Source organism: Chromobacterium sp. ASV23, assembly GCF_016428945.1.
Taxonomy (GTDB): domain Bacteria; phylum Pseudomonadota; class Gammaproteobacteria; order Burkholderiales; family Chromobacteriaceae; genus Chromobacterium; species Chromobacterium sinusclupearum.
Genome location: NZ_JAELTR010000003.1, coordinates 25,611 through 41,603, shown reverse-complemented (window position 1 = coordinate 41,603; position 15,993 = coordinate 25,611). Strand labels below are relative to the sequence as shown.

Below are 15,993 nucleotides of genomic sequence, written 5' to 3'. Positions count from 1 at the left end.
ACACCGGCGGCAGGCGAGACTCAGCGCAATGCGTCGTTGATTGCCTGATCAATGGCGCGCTGGGCTTCGTCGATATGATGGACGATGTCGCGCTGCAGCGAACGCAGATACGGATCGTCCTCGCGATGGGTCGCATCCTGGCGGGCCTTGGCCAGCAGCTCCTTGGCCTGGTGGAAGCGGTCTTCCGGCCGCCAGCGGGCATCCGGCGGCATGCGGTCGTAGATGTCCTTGCCGTCGTCGATGGCCGCGTCGCGCATCTTGCGCATCGCCTTGTTTATCTCATCCACAGCATGGCGCTCGTCATCCATGACTTGCGGATAGTCCGGCCTGGCCAGCAGATCGCGCGCCTGGCGCAAATCGCTCATCGCATGCAGATAGTACGGGTGCTCTTCCGGATGCCATTGGTGCTGCTGCCAGTTCCACGGATCTCCCTCGCGCCAGCCATCGGCCCAGGCGGGGGCGCTCAATATGGCGTTGCCGGCAGCGGCAAAAACCAGGACCGTCAGAATTCCACGCAGTTTCATGATTGTCTCCTCGAATTATTCTTAAACTTTCGCCGGCTTAGCGCAGGGCGTCGTTGATAGCCTGCTGCACGGCACGGTGCGCGCCGTCTATGTGGTGAAGGATGCGATGCTGCAGATCGCGCACCCACGGATCGTCTTCCTGATGGCTGGCGTCGCGGCGGGCGGCATCCAGCAGCTCCAGCGCCTTGTGGAAGCGGTCGGTTGGGCTCATGCGCGCGTCCGGCTGCTCATAGCGCCAGGGGTCTTTGCCGTCTTCAATCGCGGCGCGTTGCATCTCGTTCAGCGCGGCATCGATCTCGCCTACCGCGCGGCGCTCGTCATCGGCGATCTGCGGATAATCCGGCCGCGCCAGATAAGCCCGCGCCTGACGCAAATCGCTCATCGCATGCAGATAATACGGGTGCTCCGCTGGACGCCATTCGCGCGGCAGGTCCAGGCGCACCGACGCCGGCTGATACACCACCTGGGCGCGCGGCGGCGTCACCACGCACGCGCTGAGGCTGGCGGCCGCCAGCACCAAGGCCATCCATTTGACGCCCTGCTTCTTCCATTCCACCTTGCATCTCCTTGGGAATCTGTCTTCTCGATGTTTCCGGAGTCCGAACCACACTCCTGCTGATCACAGCATGACATCCGTCCCCTGTGCTTTCAGCACGCTTTAGGTTTCCGCATGTAAGCGTTTGTAGCCATCTCGCGCCGAGAGCATATTTGTTTTAAATAGAAATTTCTAAATAAGGCTGTTGTATGAAATTTTATTAATAACCCCGCCCAATTCACATAAACAGACCGTATGGAAAAAGTAACAGACAGTTTGGATAACTGTCATTTTCTGATGGATATGAATTCAAAATTTGATTTTTGTTAAATGAATAAAATTCAGTCAATGATAAAAATTTATTCAAATTAAGTTAATTTCCATATGTCATAATTATTTGCATTCAATAAAAGCCCAGCCCATGGGCGAACGGCTAAAGCATGGCGGGAAAGGATGGGCGGGCCTCCCGGCGCATGCAGATACAAACACACCCGCCAAATCTTCCATTCAGCAAGGTGTTTCATGGCTCTAAACCGCAATCATGACATCCAGGCCCTGCAAGGCCAGACACTAACCATACACATCAACGAAGAAGCGGTTGCCGCCGCCCCTGGAGAAACCGTGCTCAGCGTGCTGAACGCGATCGGCCTGCGCCGGCTCAGCCGCAATGACAATCAACAGATCGCCGGCTCCTATTGCGGCATGGGCGTCTGCCATTGCTGCCAGGTACGCATAGACGGCCGCCACAAGCGGCGCGCCTGCCAGACCTTGGTACAGCCCGGAATGCGGGTGGAAACCGCCAGCAATCGCTTCGATACGGAGGGTCTGAAATGAGCGCCAAACCCGTGATCGTCGGCGGAGGACCGGCCGGCATGTCGGCCGCCATGACGCTGGCCCGCCACGGCGTGCCTAGCATGCTGTTGGACGAGGCTTCACGCCTGGGCGGCGTGGTCTACCGCGGCCCGCTGCGCCAGGGCGTAGTGCTGGACTATCTGGGCGAACGCTACCGCGACAATATGCAGTCGCTGCACCGCGAATTCGAGCAATTCCGCCCGCAGATCGACATCCGCCTGAACACGCGCATCATCGGCGGCGATGCCAGCCAACTCTTCGCGCTCACGGAAGAAAACCTGGTACAACCCATTCCTTATTCGCAACTGCTGCTGGCCGCCGGCTGCCACGAACGCAGCGTGCCCTTCCCCGGCTGGACCCTGCCCGGCGTGATCATGCTGGGCGGCCTGCAATTGCAGATCAAGAGCGGCGTCGTCAAGCCGCTGGGACGCACCGTTCTGGTAGGCACCGGCCCGCTGCTGCCGCTGGTGGCTTGCCAACTGCATCGCGCCGGCGCGGAGGTCGCCGGCGTTTACGAGGCCAGCGCCTTCGGCCGGCTGGCTAAAGAAGCTCTGGCCCTGCTCAACCAGCCGCAGCTGTTCCTGGATGGCTTGAGCATGGTGGCCTATCTGAAGCGTCACGGCATTCCGCTGCATTACGGCTGGGGCGTGGTGGAAGCGCATGGCGATGCCGAGCTGAACGAGGTGACGGTCGCGCCGTATGACGCCGACTGGCGCGCCGACCTGACTCTCGCGCGCCGCTTCCCCGCGCAAACGCTGGCGGTAGGCTACGGCTTCATTCCGCGTACCCAGCTGACCCAGCAGATGGACCTGGCGCACCATTACGCCGAGGATGGCTACCTGAAGCCCGTCAACGACGACTGGCAGCGCAGCAGTCGCGACAACATCCATCTGGCCGGCGACATCGGCGGCCTGCGGGGCGGCGAAGCGGCCATGCTTTCCGGCCGCATCGCCGCGCTATCCATGCTGCGCCAACTCGGCAAACTGGACGAACAGCAGGCGCAAAGCCAGCGCCAGGCCTGCCTGAGCGAGCTGGCGTCCCTCCTGCGCTTCCGCAAGGGCGTAGACAGCTTCACCCGGCGCGGCCTCGGCCAATTGGCGCTGCCCACCCCCGACACCGTGATCTGCCGTTGCGAGCACGCCACGCGCCAGGACATCGACACCGCGCTGGAACAGGGCGTCAACGACCTGATCAGCCTGAAGATGCGCACCCGGGTCAGCATGGGAGACTGCCAGGGCAAGATGTGCGTCGGTTATTGCAGCGACCGTCTGCGCGAACACACCGGCAAGCACGATGTGGGCTGGATCCGCCCGCGCTTTCCGCTGGACCCGCTGCCGTTTTCCGCGTTCTCCGCAATCGACGCCCAACAGACAGAGAAGGTTTGACATGAGCAAGCAATACGACATCGTGATCGCCGGCGGCGGCGTGATCGGCGCCTCCTGCGCCTACCAGCTGTCCAAGAACCGCGACCTGAAGATCGCGCTGATCGACAGCAAGCGCCCCGGCAACGCTTCCCGCGCCTCCGCCGGCGGCCTGTGGGCGATAGGCGAATCGGTAGGCCTGGGCTGCGGCGTGATCTTCTTCCGCATGACCTCGGCCAAACACAAGCGGGAAGCCACGGGCGCGGCGATGGCGGTGGATGCCACCACGCCGCACATCCTGCCGCAGAGCTTCTTCGACTTCGCGCTGGCCTCTAACGCGCTCTATCCCATGCTGCATCAGGAGCTGATGGCAAACCACGGCATGGACTTCAAGTTTGAGGAAACCGGGCTCAAGTACATCATTTACGACGAGGAAGACCAGCTCTACGCCGAGCACATCGCCGCCCAGATTCCCCATCTATCCAGCCAAATGCGCTGGCTGGACCGCGCCCAGCTGCGCGAGCATGAGCCATACGTCAGCGAAGAGGCACAGGGCGCGCTGGAATTCCTGTGCGACCACCAGATCAATCCCTTCCGCCTGACCGACGCCTACACCGAAGCCGCGCGGCAGAACGGCGCGGACGTGTTTTTCAATGTCAACGTCACCGACGTCGTACGCCAGGGCAGCCGCGTCACCGGCGTGCGCACCGCCGAAGCGGGAGACTTTTCCTGCCACACGCTGATCAATGCCGGCGGCTCCTGGGCCGCCGAACTGTCGCGCTGGGCCACTGGCCGCACCATCCCGGTCAAGCCGGTCAAGGGCCAGATCGTGCTGTCCGAAAAAATGCCGAAACTGCTGCGCGGCTGCATCACCACCAGCGACTGCTACATCGCGCAGAAGGACAACGGCGAAATCCTGATCGGCAGCACCACGGAGGACAAGGGTTTCGACACCAGCATCACCTACCCGGAGATCAATGGGCTGGTGCGAGGCGCAGTGCGCTGCCTGCCGGAACTCGCCAACATCAACATCAAACGCTGCTGGGCCGGCTTGCGCCCTGGCACGCCAGACGAGTTGCCCATTCTGGGGCCGGAAGACGGCATAGAAGGCTATCTGAACGCCTGCGGCCATTTCCGCACCGGCATGCTTACCTCGGCCATCACCGGCGTGCTGCTGAACGGCCTGGTGCGCGGCGAGCCGCTGCCGCTGGACATCACGCCGTTTCTGGCCAGCCGTTTCCCCAACCGCAGCGAAAAAACCATGGACTTCGCGCTGCACGCCTGACCGAGTGTCCGCCCTGCGCCGCCATGGTCTTTTGGCCTGGCGGCTTTCCTCCCACCGCCTTGTCATCCAGCCCTGAAACCAGTTTGTCATATTAATGACGTCGTTTTGTCATCAATCCCTCATAACATCGCATCAGTTTTTCGATAGATAGGCCACTGGCCGTGAAAGGGGACCAATGATGAAGAACAAGCTCGCTTACCTCGCCGTTGCCGGCGCGCTGGCAACGGTTGCCAACGCCGCCCTGGCCGCCAACCTCGATGCGCTGGTCAAGGCCGCTAAGAAGGAAGGCGAACTGACCGTGATCGGCCTGCCCCACGACTGGTGCGGCTACGGCAATGTCATCGCCGGCTTCAAGGCCAAGTATGGCATCAAGGTCAACGAACTGAATCCGGACGCCGGCTCCGCCGACGAGCTGGAGGCCATCAAGGCCAATAAGAACAACAAGGGACCGCAGGCGCCGGACGTGATCGACGTCGGCCTGTCCTTCGGCCCGCAAGCCAAGGCCCAGGGCCTGCTGCAGCCGTACAAGGTGTCCACCTGGAAAACCATTCCGGACAACGTCAAGGACAAGGATGGCTACTGGTACGGCGACTACTACGGCGTGCTGACCTTCCAAGTCAACAAAGACCTGATCAGCAAGGCGCCGGCCGACTGGGCCGACCTCTTGAAGCCGGAATACAAGAACGCCGTGGCACTGGCCGGCGACCCGCGCGCCGCCAACCAGGCCATCCAGGGCGTGTTCGCCGCCGGCCTGTCCCAGGCCAAGGGCGATGTGGGCAAGTCCGCCGACGCCGGCCTGAAGTTCTTCTCGCAACTGAACAAGAACGGCAACTTCGTGCCGGTGATCGGCAAGGCCGCCTCGCTGGCCCAGGGCACCACCCCGATCATCGTGCGCTGGGACTACAACGCGCTGGCCGACCGCGACACGCTGAAGGGCAACCCCAAGATTGACGTGATCGTGCCGAAGACCGGCGTCGTGGCCGGCGTGTACGCACAGGGCATCAGCGCCTACGCGCCGCACCCGAACGCCGCCAAGCTGTGGATGGAATACCTGTTCTCCGACGAAGGCCAAGTGGCCTGGCTGAAGGGCTACTGCCACCCGATCCGCTTCAACGATTTGACCGCCAAGAACAAGATTCCGGCCGATCTGATCAACAAGCTGCCGGACGCCGCCGCCTACAAGAAGGCCGTGTTCCCGACCATCGAGCAGCAAGAAGGCTACAAGGCCGGCATCACCAAGCAGTGGGACAGCGTAGTGGGCAGCAACGTCAAGTAAGCCGCTCCCTCGTCAGTCGCCAGGGCCGCCCAGGGCGGCCCTTTTACCTCGCTCGAGAAAAACAACGATGTCCGCATCCACCGAATCCATACCGACGCCCGTCGCCAGCGCAGCCGCCGGCGGCACCCGAGCCGCGCTGCTGTCCTGGCTGGGCGTCGCGCCGTTTTTGCTGTTCGCGCTGCTGTTTCTGATCCTGCCCACCGCCATGCTGATGGTGGGCGCTTTTCAGGATGCGCAAGGCAACTTCACGCTGAACAATATCGCCCGCCTGTTCGACGACAACATCCTCAGCGCGTATCGCATCAGCCTGCAGATCAGCGCCGCCTCCGCCGTGCTGGGCACCCTGCTGGGCCTGTTGCTGGCGCTGGCCGCCATCCGCGGCGGCCTGCCCGCCTGGATCCGCCCGACGCTGACCACGTTTTCCGGGGTGGCGTCCAACTTCGCCGGCATCCCGCTGGCCTTCGCCTTCCTGTCCACGCTGGGCCGGATGGGCCTGGTCACCATGCTGCTGCGCAAGTATCTCGATTTTGATCTGTACGCCAGCGGCTTCTCCATCCTGAGCTTCGCCGGCCTGACGCTGACCTATCTGTACTTCCAGGTGCCGCTGATGGTGTTGATCATCGCCCCGGCCGTGGAAGGATTGAAGGACGAATGGCGCGAAGCCTGCGAGAGCCTGGGCGGATCGGCCTTCGCCTACTGGCGGCACATCGCGCTGCCGGTGCTGTGGCCCAGCCTGGTCGGCGCCGCGCTGCTCTTGTTCGCCAACGCCTTCGGCGCCGTGGCCACCGCCTACGCGCTGACAGGCAGCTCGCTGAATATCGTCACCATCCTGTTGTACGCGCAGATTCACGGCGACGTGCTGCATGACCAGAACCTCGGTTACGCGCTGGCGCTGGGCATGGTTCTGATCACCGGCAGCGCCAACGCCGGCTATATCTGGCTGCGCAAGCGCAGCCACCGGGAGGCCGCATGAAAACCAAAGCCACATCGCGCCTGGGCGCCTGGATCGCCATTCTTTTGGGCAGCGGCTACTTCCTGCTGCCCTTGATCGCCACGTTTGAGTTCAGCCTGAGGATGCGCCGCGAAGGCTACAGCCTAGAGGCCTACAAGGTGGTGCTGGCCGACCCCGGCTTCCAGCACAGCTTCGCCTACTCCGCCGCGCTGGCGCTGCTGACCATTCTGGTGGGGATTCTGCTGGTGGTGCCCACTGCGTTCTGGATACAGCTGAAGCTGCCGCGGCTGCGCCCCTTGATCGAGTTCATCACCCTGCTGCCGCTGGTGATTCCGGCCATCGTGCTGGTATTCGGCTACCTGCGATTGTACGGCAGCGGCGGCTGGCTGCCGTTTACCGGCAACGAGCGCGGCACCGATCTGCTGCTGGTATTCGGCTACGTGACCCTGGCCCTGCCCTATCTGTACCGCTCGGTCGATACCGGCCTGTCCGCTATCGACGTGCGCTCACTGACCGAGGCCGCGCAAAGCCTGGGCAGCGGCTGGTTCGACATCCTCAGGCTGGTGATCTTCCCGAATCTGAAAACCGCCATCCTGTCCGGCGCCTTCCTGACCTTCGCCATCGTCATCGGCGAGTTCACCCTGGCCAGCTTGCTGGCGCGCCCGGCCTTCGGCCCCTATCTGCAGCTGATCGGCGCCAACCGCGCCTACGAACCGGCCGCGCTGGCCATCATCGCCTTCCTGGTCACCTGGGCGGCGATGGGCCTGATGCAGGTGTTCAGCCGCAACCGCGCCGCGCTCGGCGCCGACAAACACTGATATACGGAAGCAATCATGGCATTTCTGCACATCGACCATCTGAACAAGCGTTTCGGCCAGCAGGCCGTGGTGCACGATTTCAACATGCAGGTGGAAACCGGCGAGTTCGTCACCTTCCTCGGCCCGTCCGGCTGCGGCAAGACCACCGTGCTGCGCATGATCGCCGGTTTCGAAACGCCCAGCGGCGGGGTGATCCGCCTGGCCGGCGACGACATCACCTACCTGTCGCCGCAGAAGCGGGGCATCGGCATGGTGTTCCAGAGCTATGCGCTGTTCCCGAATATGAATGTGGTGGACAACATCGCCTTTGGCCTGAAGATGCAAAAGCGCTCGGCCGACGAAATCCGCCGCAAGGTAGGAGAAGTCATCGCGCTGGTGGAGCTGAACGGCCGCGAGCAGCACTTCCCGCACCAGTTGTCCGGCGGCCAGCGCCAGCGCGTGGCCCTGGCGCGCGCGCTGGTGGTGGAGCCGCGCCTCTTGCTGCTGGACGAGCCGCTGTCCGCCCTGGATGCCCGCATCCGCAAGAACCTGCGCGAGCAGATCCGCGACATCCAGCGCCGCCTGGGCCTGACCACGATTTTCGTGACCCATGACCAAGAAGAAGCGCTGACGCTGTCCGACCGCATCTTCGTGATGAATCAAGGCAAGGTCGAGCAGGAAGGCGCGGCGGAAACCATCTACACCCAGCCGGCCACCGAATTCGTCGCCCGCTTCATGGGCAACTACAACCTGCTGACGGCGCAGCAGAGCCATGCGCTGCTGGGGATGGAGATCAGCGGCCATTTGGCCATCCGCCCGGAATCGGTCCAACTGCTGAGCCACGACGACCCGACCGAAGGCGCGCTGCCGGCGGTGATCCGCCAGCATCAGTTACTGGGCAACGTCATCCGCTATCAGGTGGAAGCCCACGGCGCCATGCTGCAAGTAGACCGGCTGAACCGCAACGCGGCCGACCTGCTGGCCGGCGGCACCCTGGTGCGGCTGAAGATCGCGCGCGACGACTTGCGCGAAGTGCGCTGAACGCCAGCCCGAGCGGCTCTACCGCTTGACCGCTACGGCCCCGCCTCTCCGGGGCCGTTTTGCTGCGACGGCTCCGTCCCCTGCTGGAAATACTGCATCTGGCGGCGCAAACTATCCGCCCGCATCGCCACCTCCTGCGCCGCCGCGGACAGCTCCTCGCTGGCGGCGGCGTTGTCCTGCGACAGCTGGTTCAGCCGCTGCATGGCCTGATTGATGCCGCCCACCCGTTGCGCCTGCTGCGTGGCCTCGCAGGAAATGCCCTTCACCAGTTCCAGCGTCTTGAGGCTGGACTCCACGATATCGCTCAACTGCTGGCCGGCGCTCTCCGCCAGCTGCACGCTGCTGATCGCCACCTGGCCGATCTCCTGCGCCGCCGCCTGGCTGCGCTTGGCCAGCTTGCGCACCTCGTCGGCCACCACGGCGAAACCCTTGCCGTGCTCGCCGGCCCGCGCCGCCTCTATCGCCGCATTCAAGGCCAATAGATTGGTCTGGTAGGCGATGTCGTCGATGATGTCGGTGCGCTTGGCGATCTTGTGCATCGCCGCGATCGTCTGCTGCACCACCCGGTTGCCCTCCGCCGCCTGGACACTGGCGGTATCGGCCATGCTACCGGCGTGATTGGCGTCGTTAGCCATGCGGAACATGCAGCCGGCGATGTCGTCCACCGACGTGCTGGTGCCCTCCACATCGGCCGACGCGCGCGCCGCGCCCTGCGACAGCCCCTGCGACGCCGAATTCAGCTCGTCCGAAGCATTGGCCACCGCATCGGCATCTTCCTTGACCTGCATGATCACCCCGGACAGCCGCTGTCCCATCTGGCGGATGTGGGCGGCTAGGCTATGGGTATCGCCTTCGCGCAAAGGCAGGAAGAAATCCAGCCGCCCGGCCGACAACTCGCGCATGCCCTGCGCCACCTCGTCCGGCTCCGCGCCCAGGGTGCGGATGATGTTGCGGCCCACCACCACCGCCAGCCCTACCGGCATCAACAGCAGCAGCAAACCCAAGAGCACCAGATAACTACTCAGCCGCGCCGAACTGGCCTGTTGCTCCAGCAAGCGGCTGATCTGGGCCAGGATGCCCTTCTCCACCCCCATCAAGGCGTCCACCCGCCGGCTGGAAACCTGGAACCACTCGTCCGGGCGCAGGCTTTGCATGGCGCCGGCCCCGCGCGCCAGCACGGCATCGCGCGCCGACTCGAACTGGCGCGAACTGTCCATGGCCGCCTGCAGCACGGATTCGTCGCCGCCATATTGGCGGTATTGCGCCCGGCACAGCTCCTCCTGCGACACCACCCCGCTGACCTGGCGGAAATTGGTGATGCTGAAGCTGCCCACCGTCAGTACCCCGGTGATCAGCCCGCGCGCGCGTCCTGTGTATTCCTTCTGGCAATTCACCGCCGACCATTGCAAAACCAAGGCCTGCACTTGCTGCGTGTTGGCATGGAACAGCGCGACGATGCGGGACAGCTGCTCGATCATGTCGGAATAGCGCAGAAAAGCCGGATCGGGAGAGATATGGCGGGCATCGATGTCGCGCCGCAATTGCGCCAAGGCGTCCTGGCGCGGCACGGCGTTGTCGAGATAGGCGCGCAGTTCATCGGACATGTCGGCGCGCGACTGCCGCTGCAGACGCTGCAGCACATCGTCCGCCGCCGCCCTCGCTTGGCTCAGCGGCGGGGGCAGCGGCTGATGCAGGTTCAGATAGCCATAGCTCAGTCCGCGCTCCGCCTGCAGGTCATGGATCAGGTCGCCTGCCAGCGCAATATTTTCCGCCAGAGACTGATCCCGGTTCAACTCCTGCAACAGCTGGCGTTGATGCCAGGCATAGCCAAGCGCCGCGATGAACAGCGCCAGCACCAGCGGCGCAATCAACAGCACCAGTTTGTGGGCGACCTTGAGCCGCGCTCGCATAGCCATCCCTCCCACGCCAGAATGATTCACTATAGGAGTACCCAGGCATTGGTGTAAGCGAAAGCACTTAAAGCCTGTCCGAGCTGTTTTCCCCGGCCAATTAGGCTGGGCGGTTTATCGGGGGAACCGCTTGCCCATCCGCGACAACGCCGCGTCGGTCCAGGGCAATCAGGCTGCCCGCGCAAAACCGTGAAACTGAACGTGATGGCGTATGCGCTGGGCAACCGCGCTCTGTTCCTTATTTGTACAAGGCGGAACCCTGGCAAAGCCGGGCGTTCCGCCACAGCGCACAACAGAAGACAGGATGGCACCAAGCTGATAACATCGCCCGCTGTAGTCATTGGGGAGTAGCCATTCCCAGCGTCCCCGCTGGGAAGACCACGTCAACAAACTTGAGACAGCTGTCTCATGGCGTGGTCAGCCGCTGCAGCAGCAGCGTGAGCCCGGCGAGACCTTTGGCCGCAATGCGCTTTGCCAGCCGGGCAAGCCGCATTGCCGCGCCATTGGAATCTTGCTTGCCCGGCCGGACCGTTTCATGTTTCTCACTCTTGTCCTGTTTTTCCTGTCAGCCGTAGCGATCTATCTCGCCTGCGAATATTTCGTCAATGGCATTGAATGGGTTGGCCGCGGCATGAAGCTCGGCGCCACCGCTGTCGGCTCGGTGCTGGCGGCCTTCGGCACCGCGCTGCCGGAAAGCGCCGTCACCTTCATGGCCGTGGTGTTTGGAGACACGCCCGCGCAGAAGGATCTTGGCGTAGGCGCCGCGATGGGCGGACCACTGGTTCTGGCCACCCTGGCCTACGCCGTGGTCGGTTTTGCCCTGCTGCTCAATCGAAAACGTCTGGTTCGGGACTCGCACCAGGTGCGGGTGGACCATGCCCGGCTTAGCCGCGACCAGGCCGCCTTCCTGGCCGTGTTTGTGGTCAAGGTGGCGCTCGGCCTGGTCGCCTTCGCGATCAAGCCCTGGCTGGGCGTGCTGTTTCTAGCCGCTTACGCCATCTATGTCTGGCGCGAAATCCGCGATGCCGATACCGCGGAAGACGAGGAAACGTTGGAGCCGCTGAAAATCCGCCCGCACAGCAGCCAGCCCTCGCTGGCCTGGGCCGGGCTGCAAACCGTGCTGGCCTTGGCGGTCATCGGCTTCGCATCGCATCTGTTCGTCGCCCAGCTCGAAGCCATCGGCACGTTCATGGGATGGTCGCCCCATCTGGTGGCGCTGCTGCTCAGCCCTGTCGCGACAGAGCTGCCGGAAACCATGAATGCCCTGATCTGGGTGCGCCAGGGCAAGGAACGCCTGGCGCTGGCCAACATCTCCGGCGCCATGATGATCCAGGCCACCATCCCCAGCGCGCTGGGCATGTTTTTCACGCCCTGGCGCTTCGATGGCCCGTTGCTGGCCTCCGGCGTCATTACCTCGCTGGCTATCGCCTTCCTATGGCTGCTGTTCCGGCGCGGCGCGGTGGATAGTCGCGCGCTGATGGCCGTCAGCGGCCTGTACGGCGTATTCGTGGCCTTCATCGTCGCCTGTAGCTAGCAACAGACGGATGGCTGGCCCGCAGCGGCCATCCATCCCGCACACAGGGCGGCAGACCTGTCATTTCTGCCAGCCATGCTCTGGCCGTCAACGGCTAGGCTCATCCCAGGCTTGGCGAAGTCCAGCCATCACACTTAACGCTCAGGATCTTAGGCCGTTTCTCGCTTATTCACCGTTTTGCAAGGAGCAAGCATGGCAATCATGAATAGCAAGGCTTTGATCAGACAGCTGCTAGGGGCCGCCTCGCTGATGGCGGCATTTCTGGGCATGGCGTCCGCCGCCGCGCAGGCCGAACCCATGGGCCAGCTGACCTCCGCCGCCGCTCAGCGGCCGTCCAATGTGCCAGCCGGCTATGTGATTACTCCGTTCGGCTATTTCCATCCGTCCTGCGTGCAGGAAATCCATCCGCAAGAAAAGCTGCTGGACCATGGCCGCATCCAGGGCGCGGATGGCTCTGTCCGAACAGGCGTTCTCTGCCAGCATGTCCGCTACACGCTACGCGGCGAAGCCATCAGCCCGCGCGACACGCATCCGGCAGCGCGGCCCGCGGCGTCCGCGTCGGCTCAGGATGCCGTCAACGGCTGGGTGCTGGACACCGAGCTGACCACGTCCTCGGCCTATGGCGGCATCAACGCCCGCTGGACTGTGCCGGCGGCCCCGGCCGCAGCGGATGGCCAGGTGGTGTATTTCTTCCCCGGCCTGCAGGACACCAATAATGTGCAGAGCATCCTGCAACCGGTATTGGGTTGGAACGCCTTCAACGACAATCGCTGGACCATCGCCAGCTGGAACTGCTGCCAGGACGGCGCGGTCAACTACAGCACCCCGCAGAACGTGGCCAGCGGCGACCTGATCGTCGGCACCGTGCGGAACAACTGCGCGGCCGGCACGCGGACTTGCACGTCTTGGAACATCAACACTCAGGACATAAGCCGCAACGTTTCCAGCGCGCTCAATCAGACCAGCAATTATGGCCAGACTTTCAACTGGGCGTTTGGCGGCGTGCTGGAGGTGTATGGGGTAAGCCGCTGCGACGACTATCCACGCGATGGCGCCATGAGCTTCACCAGCATCCAGTTGCTGGACATCAACAAGAAGCCCATCACTCGGAGCGCCAGCCTGGGCTGGCGAGCCAACGTGCTGCAGCAAGCCGGGTGCAATTTGAACGCCAGCGCCAGCCCATCGGTGGCCAACCTCAGCTATTGATCGACTTCAACGCCGCCGCGCAGCTTGCTGTCGCGGCGGCGTTTTGCCTAGCTGGCCCTCGGGTACGCAGACGGAACCGATACGCCGGGACTGCTACAGCGCATGCGGATCGATGTCCGCCACGCTGTCGAACACATAGTCCGGCTGATATGGAAACTGCTCCATCGACTCGCGGGTGGAGACGCCGGACAACACCAGCGCAGTGCACATGCCGGCCTCCAGGCCGCCGACGATGTCGGTATCCATGCGGTCGCCTATCATCACCGCCTCTTCCGGATGGACGCCCAGCTTGCGGGTAGCCAGCAGCATCATCAGGGAGTTGGGCTTGCCGACGATATACGGCTTCTTGCCGGTGGCGGCCTCGATGGCGGCCAGCAAGGTGCCGGCGGCCGGCTCGTAGCCGCCCTCGATCGGATCGATCATGTCCGGATTGGTGCCGATGAACTTGGCGCCTTGGTCGATGAAGCGCACGGCTTTTTTGATCTGCTCGAAGCTGAAGGTTTGCGACTTGGCCACCACCACGTAGTCCGGGTGCGATTCCGAAATCGAGAAACCCACGTTGTACAGCTCGTTGATCAGGCCGGCGCCGCCCACCACATAGGCAGTGGGCATGGCCTTGCGGGTCTGGCTCTTCAGGAACATCGCCGTCGCCATCGCGCTGGTGATGAAGTTGTCCTCGGTCAGTCCAATGATGCCCAAGCCTTCCAGCTTCAGCCGCAGATCCAGCGGCGTCTGTTCCGCGTTGTTGGTCAGAAACAGGAAGGGGGTTTGGGTGTCGATCAGGCGCTGGACGAACTCGCGCGCGCCGGGAATCAACTGCTTGCCCCGATAGATCACGCCATCCATGTCGGAAATGATGCTCTTGCTCATAGGTGGTTCCAGAACGCAGTGCCGATTGCGCGGGCACGATCGCGGGCCGCGGCTGGGTTGCGCGACCGGCACAGCATAGCACGGCTGCGGGGCGGCTTTATTGCGCAGGCAAGGCCTTGCCCTCCGCAACCATGACTCACGCCTGCCTGCGGCCGCGATATGCGGCATGCCCACGGCAGATTACCCCTTCGCTTGTTTATGATAATGATATTTATTATAAGAAAAACGGAAAAATATGGAACAAAAGCGACAATCCTCGCTCAGACCTGTCTGGCTGACGCCCAAGCGGGCCGGCCAGGCGGATGCCGCGCCCGTCCTCCAAAGACGGGTAGGCGCCCAACTCATCGAAAAGATGCAGTATCTCGTTCGGCGAGGCTCCTATGCAAACACAGGTCACTGATCTGACGACGTCGAGAGACGCCCAAGGTTAGGACAGGCTTTATCGGATTAAGGTTTAGCCCAAAGTGACTTCCCTGGCAGGATACGTTGCATAGTGCCAAAACCTAGACGCGGAGATCGCTTCCTGCACTCGCCTCCTGGTTGTCGCCCCCATTGAGAACTGTTTGCGGTTTAAACAGCTAAACGGGGAATTCCTACATGACTTACGTCGCAAGCCACATCCACGCCGCCGCACCACGAGCGGATATTGATTTGAAAGAAACCGTCGCATCCTATATGAGCGCCTCGCTGATCACGCTCAGACCAGGCATGTCGGTCGGCCGCGCCCGCGGCCATATCCTGAGCCAGTTGCACGAGAACGATGTTCCGGCGCAGGTCTTTGTCACCGATGACAGCGGCTTTCTGCATGGCCGGCTGTCGCTGAAGGCGCTGCTGACCGAGCAGGATGAACAGCGCCTTGTTTCCACCATGATGCTGGCGCCCGACTACTCGGTCGAACCCGGCCAGTTGCGCCGGGATATCGCGCCGGAACTGACCGAAAAAACCCTGGACATCGTGCCGGTGGTTCGCGGCGGCAAGCTGGTGGGCGCGCTGTACGAGCGCGAAATCGCCGCCTTGATCCGCGATGAAGGCACCGACGACGCCCAGCGCCAAGGCGCCAGCCTGCCGCTGGACACGCCGTATCTGAGCACCAGCCCATGGGGCCTGTGGAAGAAGCGCCTGCCCTGGCTGCTGCTGCTGTTCGCCGCCGAAGCCTACACCAGCACCATCCTGCAGGTATTCGAGGAACAACTGGAGGCGGTGATCGCGCTGGCCTTCTTCATTCCGCTGCTGATCGGCACCGGCGGCAACAGCGGCACGCAGATCACGTCCACCCTGGTGCGCGCCATGGCGGTGGGCGAAGTGGGGCTGCGCAATCTGGGCACGGTGCTGCGCAAGGAAGTCACCACCTCGTTCATGATCGCGCTGGCGATAGGCATGGTGGGCTTGCTCCGCGCCTGGATGCTGGGCGTCGGCCATGAAGTGGCGATAGTGGTGTGTTTGACCTTGTTCGCCATCACGGTATGGAGCGCCATCGTGTCGTCCATCATTCCGATGCTGCTGAAGAAGATGCGCATCGACCCGGCCGTGGTGTCTGCGCCCTTCATCGCCACCTTCATCGACGGCACCGGTTTGGTGATCTATTTCAACATCGCCAAGCTGGTCATCACCGACCTGGCCTGAGCGAACTAAGAGTAATTGACGTTTGCTGAGCGGTCGCGACCAGCGCCCGCCCTATGGGTTCGGCAGAACACAAACGCGATCCACACAGCAAACGTCAACCGCCCCTAGTCCGCCACCGGCTTGAATTTCGGCCGGCTATGCCGGCCAGCCCTGCAAACCCCTCATCGCGCGCGAACGCCCTCCGATGGCTTTCGCTCAGGCCCAAGTCCAACCAATTCATAAACACC

14 protein-coding genes and 2 riboswitches are annotated in these 15,993 nt (G+C 63.0%); of the genes, 10 read left to right on the top strand and 4 right to left on the bottom strand.

From position 1 onward, the window contains the following. Positions 1 to 20: 20 nt before the first annotated feature. A complete protein-coding gene (locus tag JHD59_RS02250; RefSeq protein ID WP_199152984.1) occupies positions 21 to 524 on the bottom strand; it encodes a hypothetical protein in 504 nt (167 codons plus the stop codon). Between the two features lie 37 nt (positions 525 to 561). Continuing rightward, entirely contained in the window at positions 562 to 1,080 is a 519-nt protein-coding gene (locus tag JHD59_RS02245) for a hypothetical protein (RefSeq protein WP_199152983.1), read from the bottom strand. A gap of 501 nt (positions 1,081 to 1,581) precedes the next feature. On the opposite strand from JHD59_RS02245, the gene hcnA reads away from it, so the two are divergent. The 7 genes from hcnA to JHD59_RS02210 all read left to right on the top strand — a co-directional run bounded on the left by hcnA (position 1,582) and on the right by JHD59_RS02210 (position 8,623). Then, a complete protein-coding gene (gene hcnA, locus JHD59_RS02240; protein ID WP_103319258.1) occupies positions 1,582 to 1,893 on the top strand; it encodes a cyanide-forming glycine dehydrogenase subunit HcnA in 312 nt (103 codons plus the stop codon). Continuing rightward, positions 1,890 to 3,296 (top strand): NAD(P)/FAD-dependent oxidoreductase, encoded by a 1,407-nt coding sequence (locus tag JHD59_RS02235; protein WP_199152982.1) that lies wholly within the window; start codon positions 1,890 to 1,892, stop codon positions 3,294 to 3,296. Before hcnA ends, JHD59_RS02235 begins: the two co-directional genes overlap by 4 nt. A gap of 1 nt (position 3,297) precedes the next feature. Next, complete coding sequence (hcnC, locus tag JHD59_RS02230; protein WP_199152981.1) at positions 3,298 to 4,557, top strand: cyanide-forming glycine dehydrogenase subunit HcnC; 1,260 nt, start codon at positions 3,298 to 3,300, stop codon at positions 4,555 to 4,557. 178 nt (positions 4,558 to 4,735) lie between these two features. Next, entirely contained in the window at positions 4,736 to 5,833 is a 1,098-nt protein-coding gene (locus tag JHD59_RS02225; protein ID WP_233163854.1) for an ABC transporter substrate-binding protein, read from the top strand. A gap of 67 nt (positions 5,834 to 5,900) precedes the next feature. Further along, positions 5,901 to 6,806, top strand: coding sequence for an ABC transporter permease subunit (locus JHD59_RS02220; RefSeq protein ID WP_199152979.1), 906 nt, complete (start codon positions 5,901 to 5,903; stop codon positions 6,804 to 6,806). Then, complete coding sequence (locus tag JHD59_RS02215) at positions 6,803 to 7,603, top strand: ABC transporter permease (RefSeq protein ID WP_199152978.1); 801 nt, start codon at positions 6,803 to 6,805, stop codon at positions 7,601 to 7,603. Before JHD59_RS02220 ends, JHD59_RS02215 begins: the two co-directional genes overlap by 4 nt. 15 nt (positions 7,604 to 7,618) lie before the next feature. Beyond that, positions 7,619 to 8,623, top strand: coding sequence for an ABC transporter ATP-binding protein (locus JHD59_RS02210; protein WP_199152977.1), 1,005 nt, complete (start codon positions 7,619 to 7,621; stop codon positions 8,621 to 8,623). 32 nt (positions 8,624 to 8,655) lie between these two features. Here the strand turns inward: JHD59_RS02210 and JHD59_RS02205 are convergent, their stop codons facing one another. After that, positions 8,656 to 10,533, bottom strand: coding sequence for a methyl-accepting chemotaxis protein (locus JHD59_RS02205; protein ID WP_199152976.1), 1,878 nt, complete (start codon positions 10,531 to 10,533; stop codon positions 8,656 to 8,658). 330 nt (positions 10,534 to 10,863) lie between these two features. Continuing rightward, positions 10,864 to 11,005: riboswitch (yybP-ykoY riboswitch) on the top strand. Between the two features lie 63 nt (positions 11,006 to 11,068). Between JHD59_RS02205 and JHD59_RS02200 the strand changes: the two genes are divergently transcribed. Together JHD59_RS02200 and JHD59_RS02195 are read left to right on the top strand one after the other, a co-directional pair. Beyond that, positions 11,069 to 12,067, top strand: a complete 999-nt coding sequence (locus tag JHD59_RS02200) for a sodium:calcium antiporter (RefSeq protein WP_199152975.1) — start codon at positions 11,069 to 11,071, stop codon at positions 12,065 to 12,067. Between the two features lie 192 nt (positions 12,068 to 12,259). Further along, complete coding sequence (locus tag JHD59_RS02195; RefSeq protein WP_199152974.1) at positions 12,260 to 13,273, top strand: hypothetical protein; 1,014 nt, start codon at positions 12,260 to 12,262, stop codon at positions 13,271 to 13,273. Positions 13,274 to 13,366: 93 nt separating this feature from the next. Here the strand turns inward: JHD59_RS02195 and JHD59_RS02190 are convergent, their stop codons facing one another. Continuing rightward, positions 13,367 to 14,143, bottom strand: coding sequence for an HAD-IIA family hydrolase (locus JHD59_RS02190; RefSeq protein ID WP_043628805.1), 777 nt, complete (start codon positions 14,141 to 14,143; stop codon positions 13,367 to 13,369). A gap of 354 nt (positions 14,144 to 14,497) precedes the next feature. Further along, positions 14,498 to 14,665, top strand: a riboswitch (M-box (ykoK) riboswitch). Between the two features lie 75 nt (positions 14,666 to 14,740). Between JHD59_RS02190 and JHD59_RS02185 the strand changes: the two genes are divergently transcribed. Beyond that, entirely contained in the window at positions 14,741 to 15,766 is a 1,026-nt protein-coding gene (locus tag JHD59_RS02185) for a magnesium transporter (RefSeq protein WP_199152972.1), read from the top strand. The last annotated feature ends 227 nt before the right edge of the window (positions 15,767 to 15,993 follow it).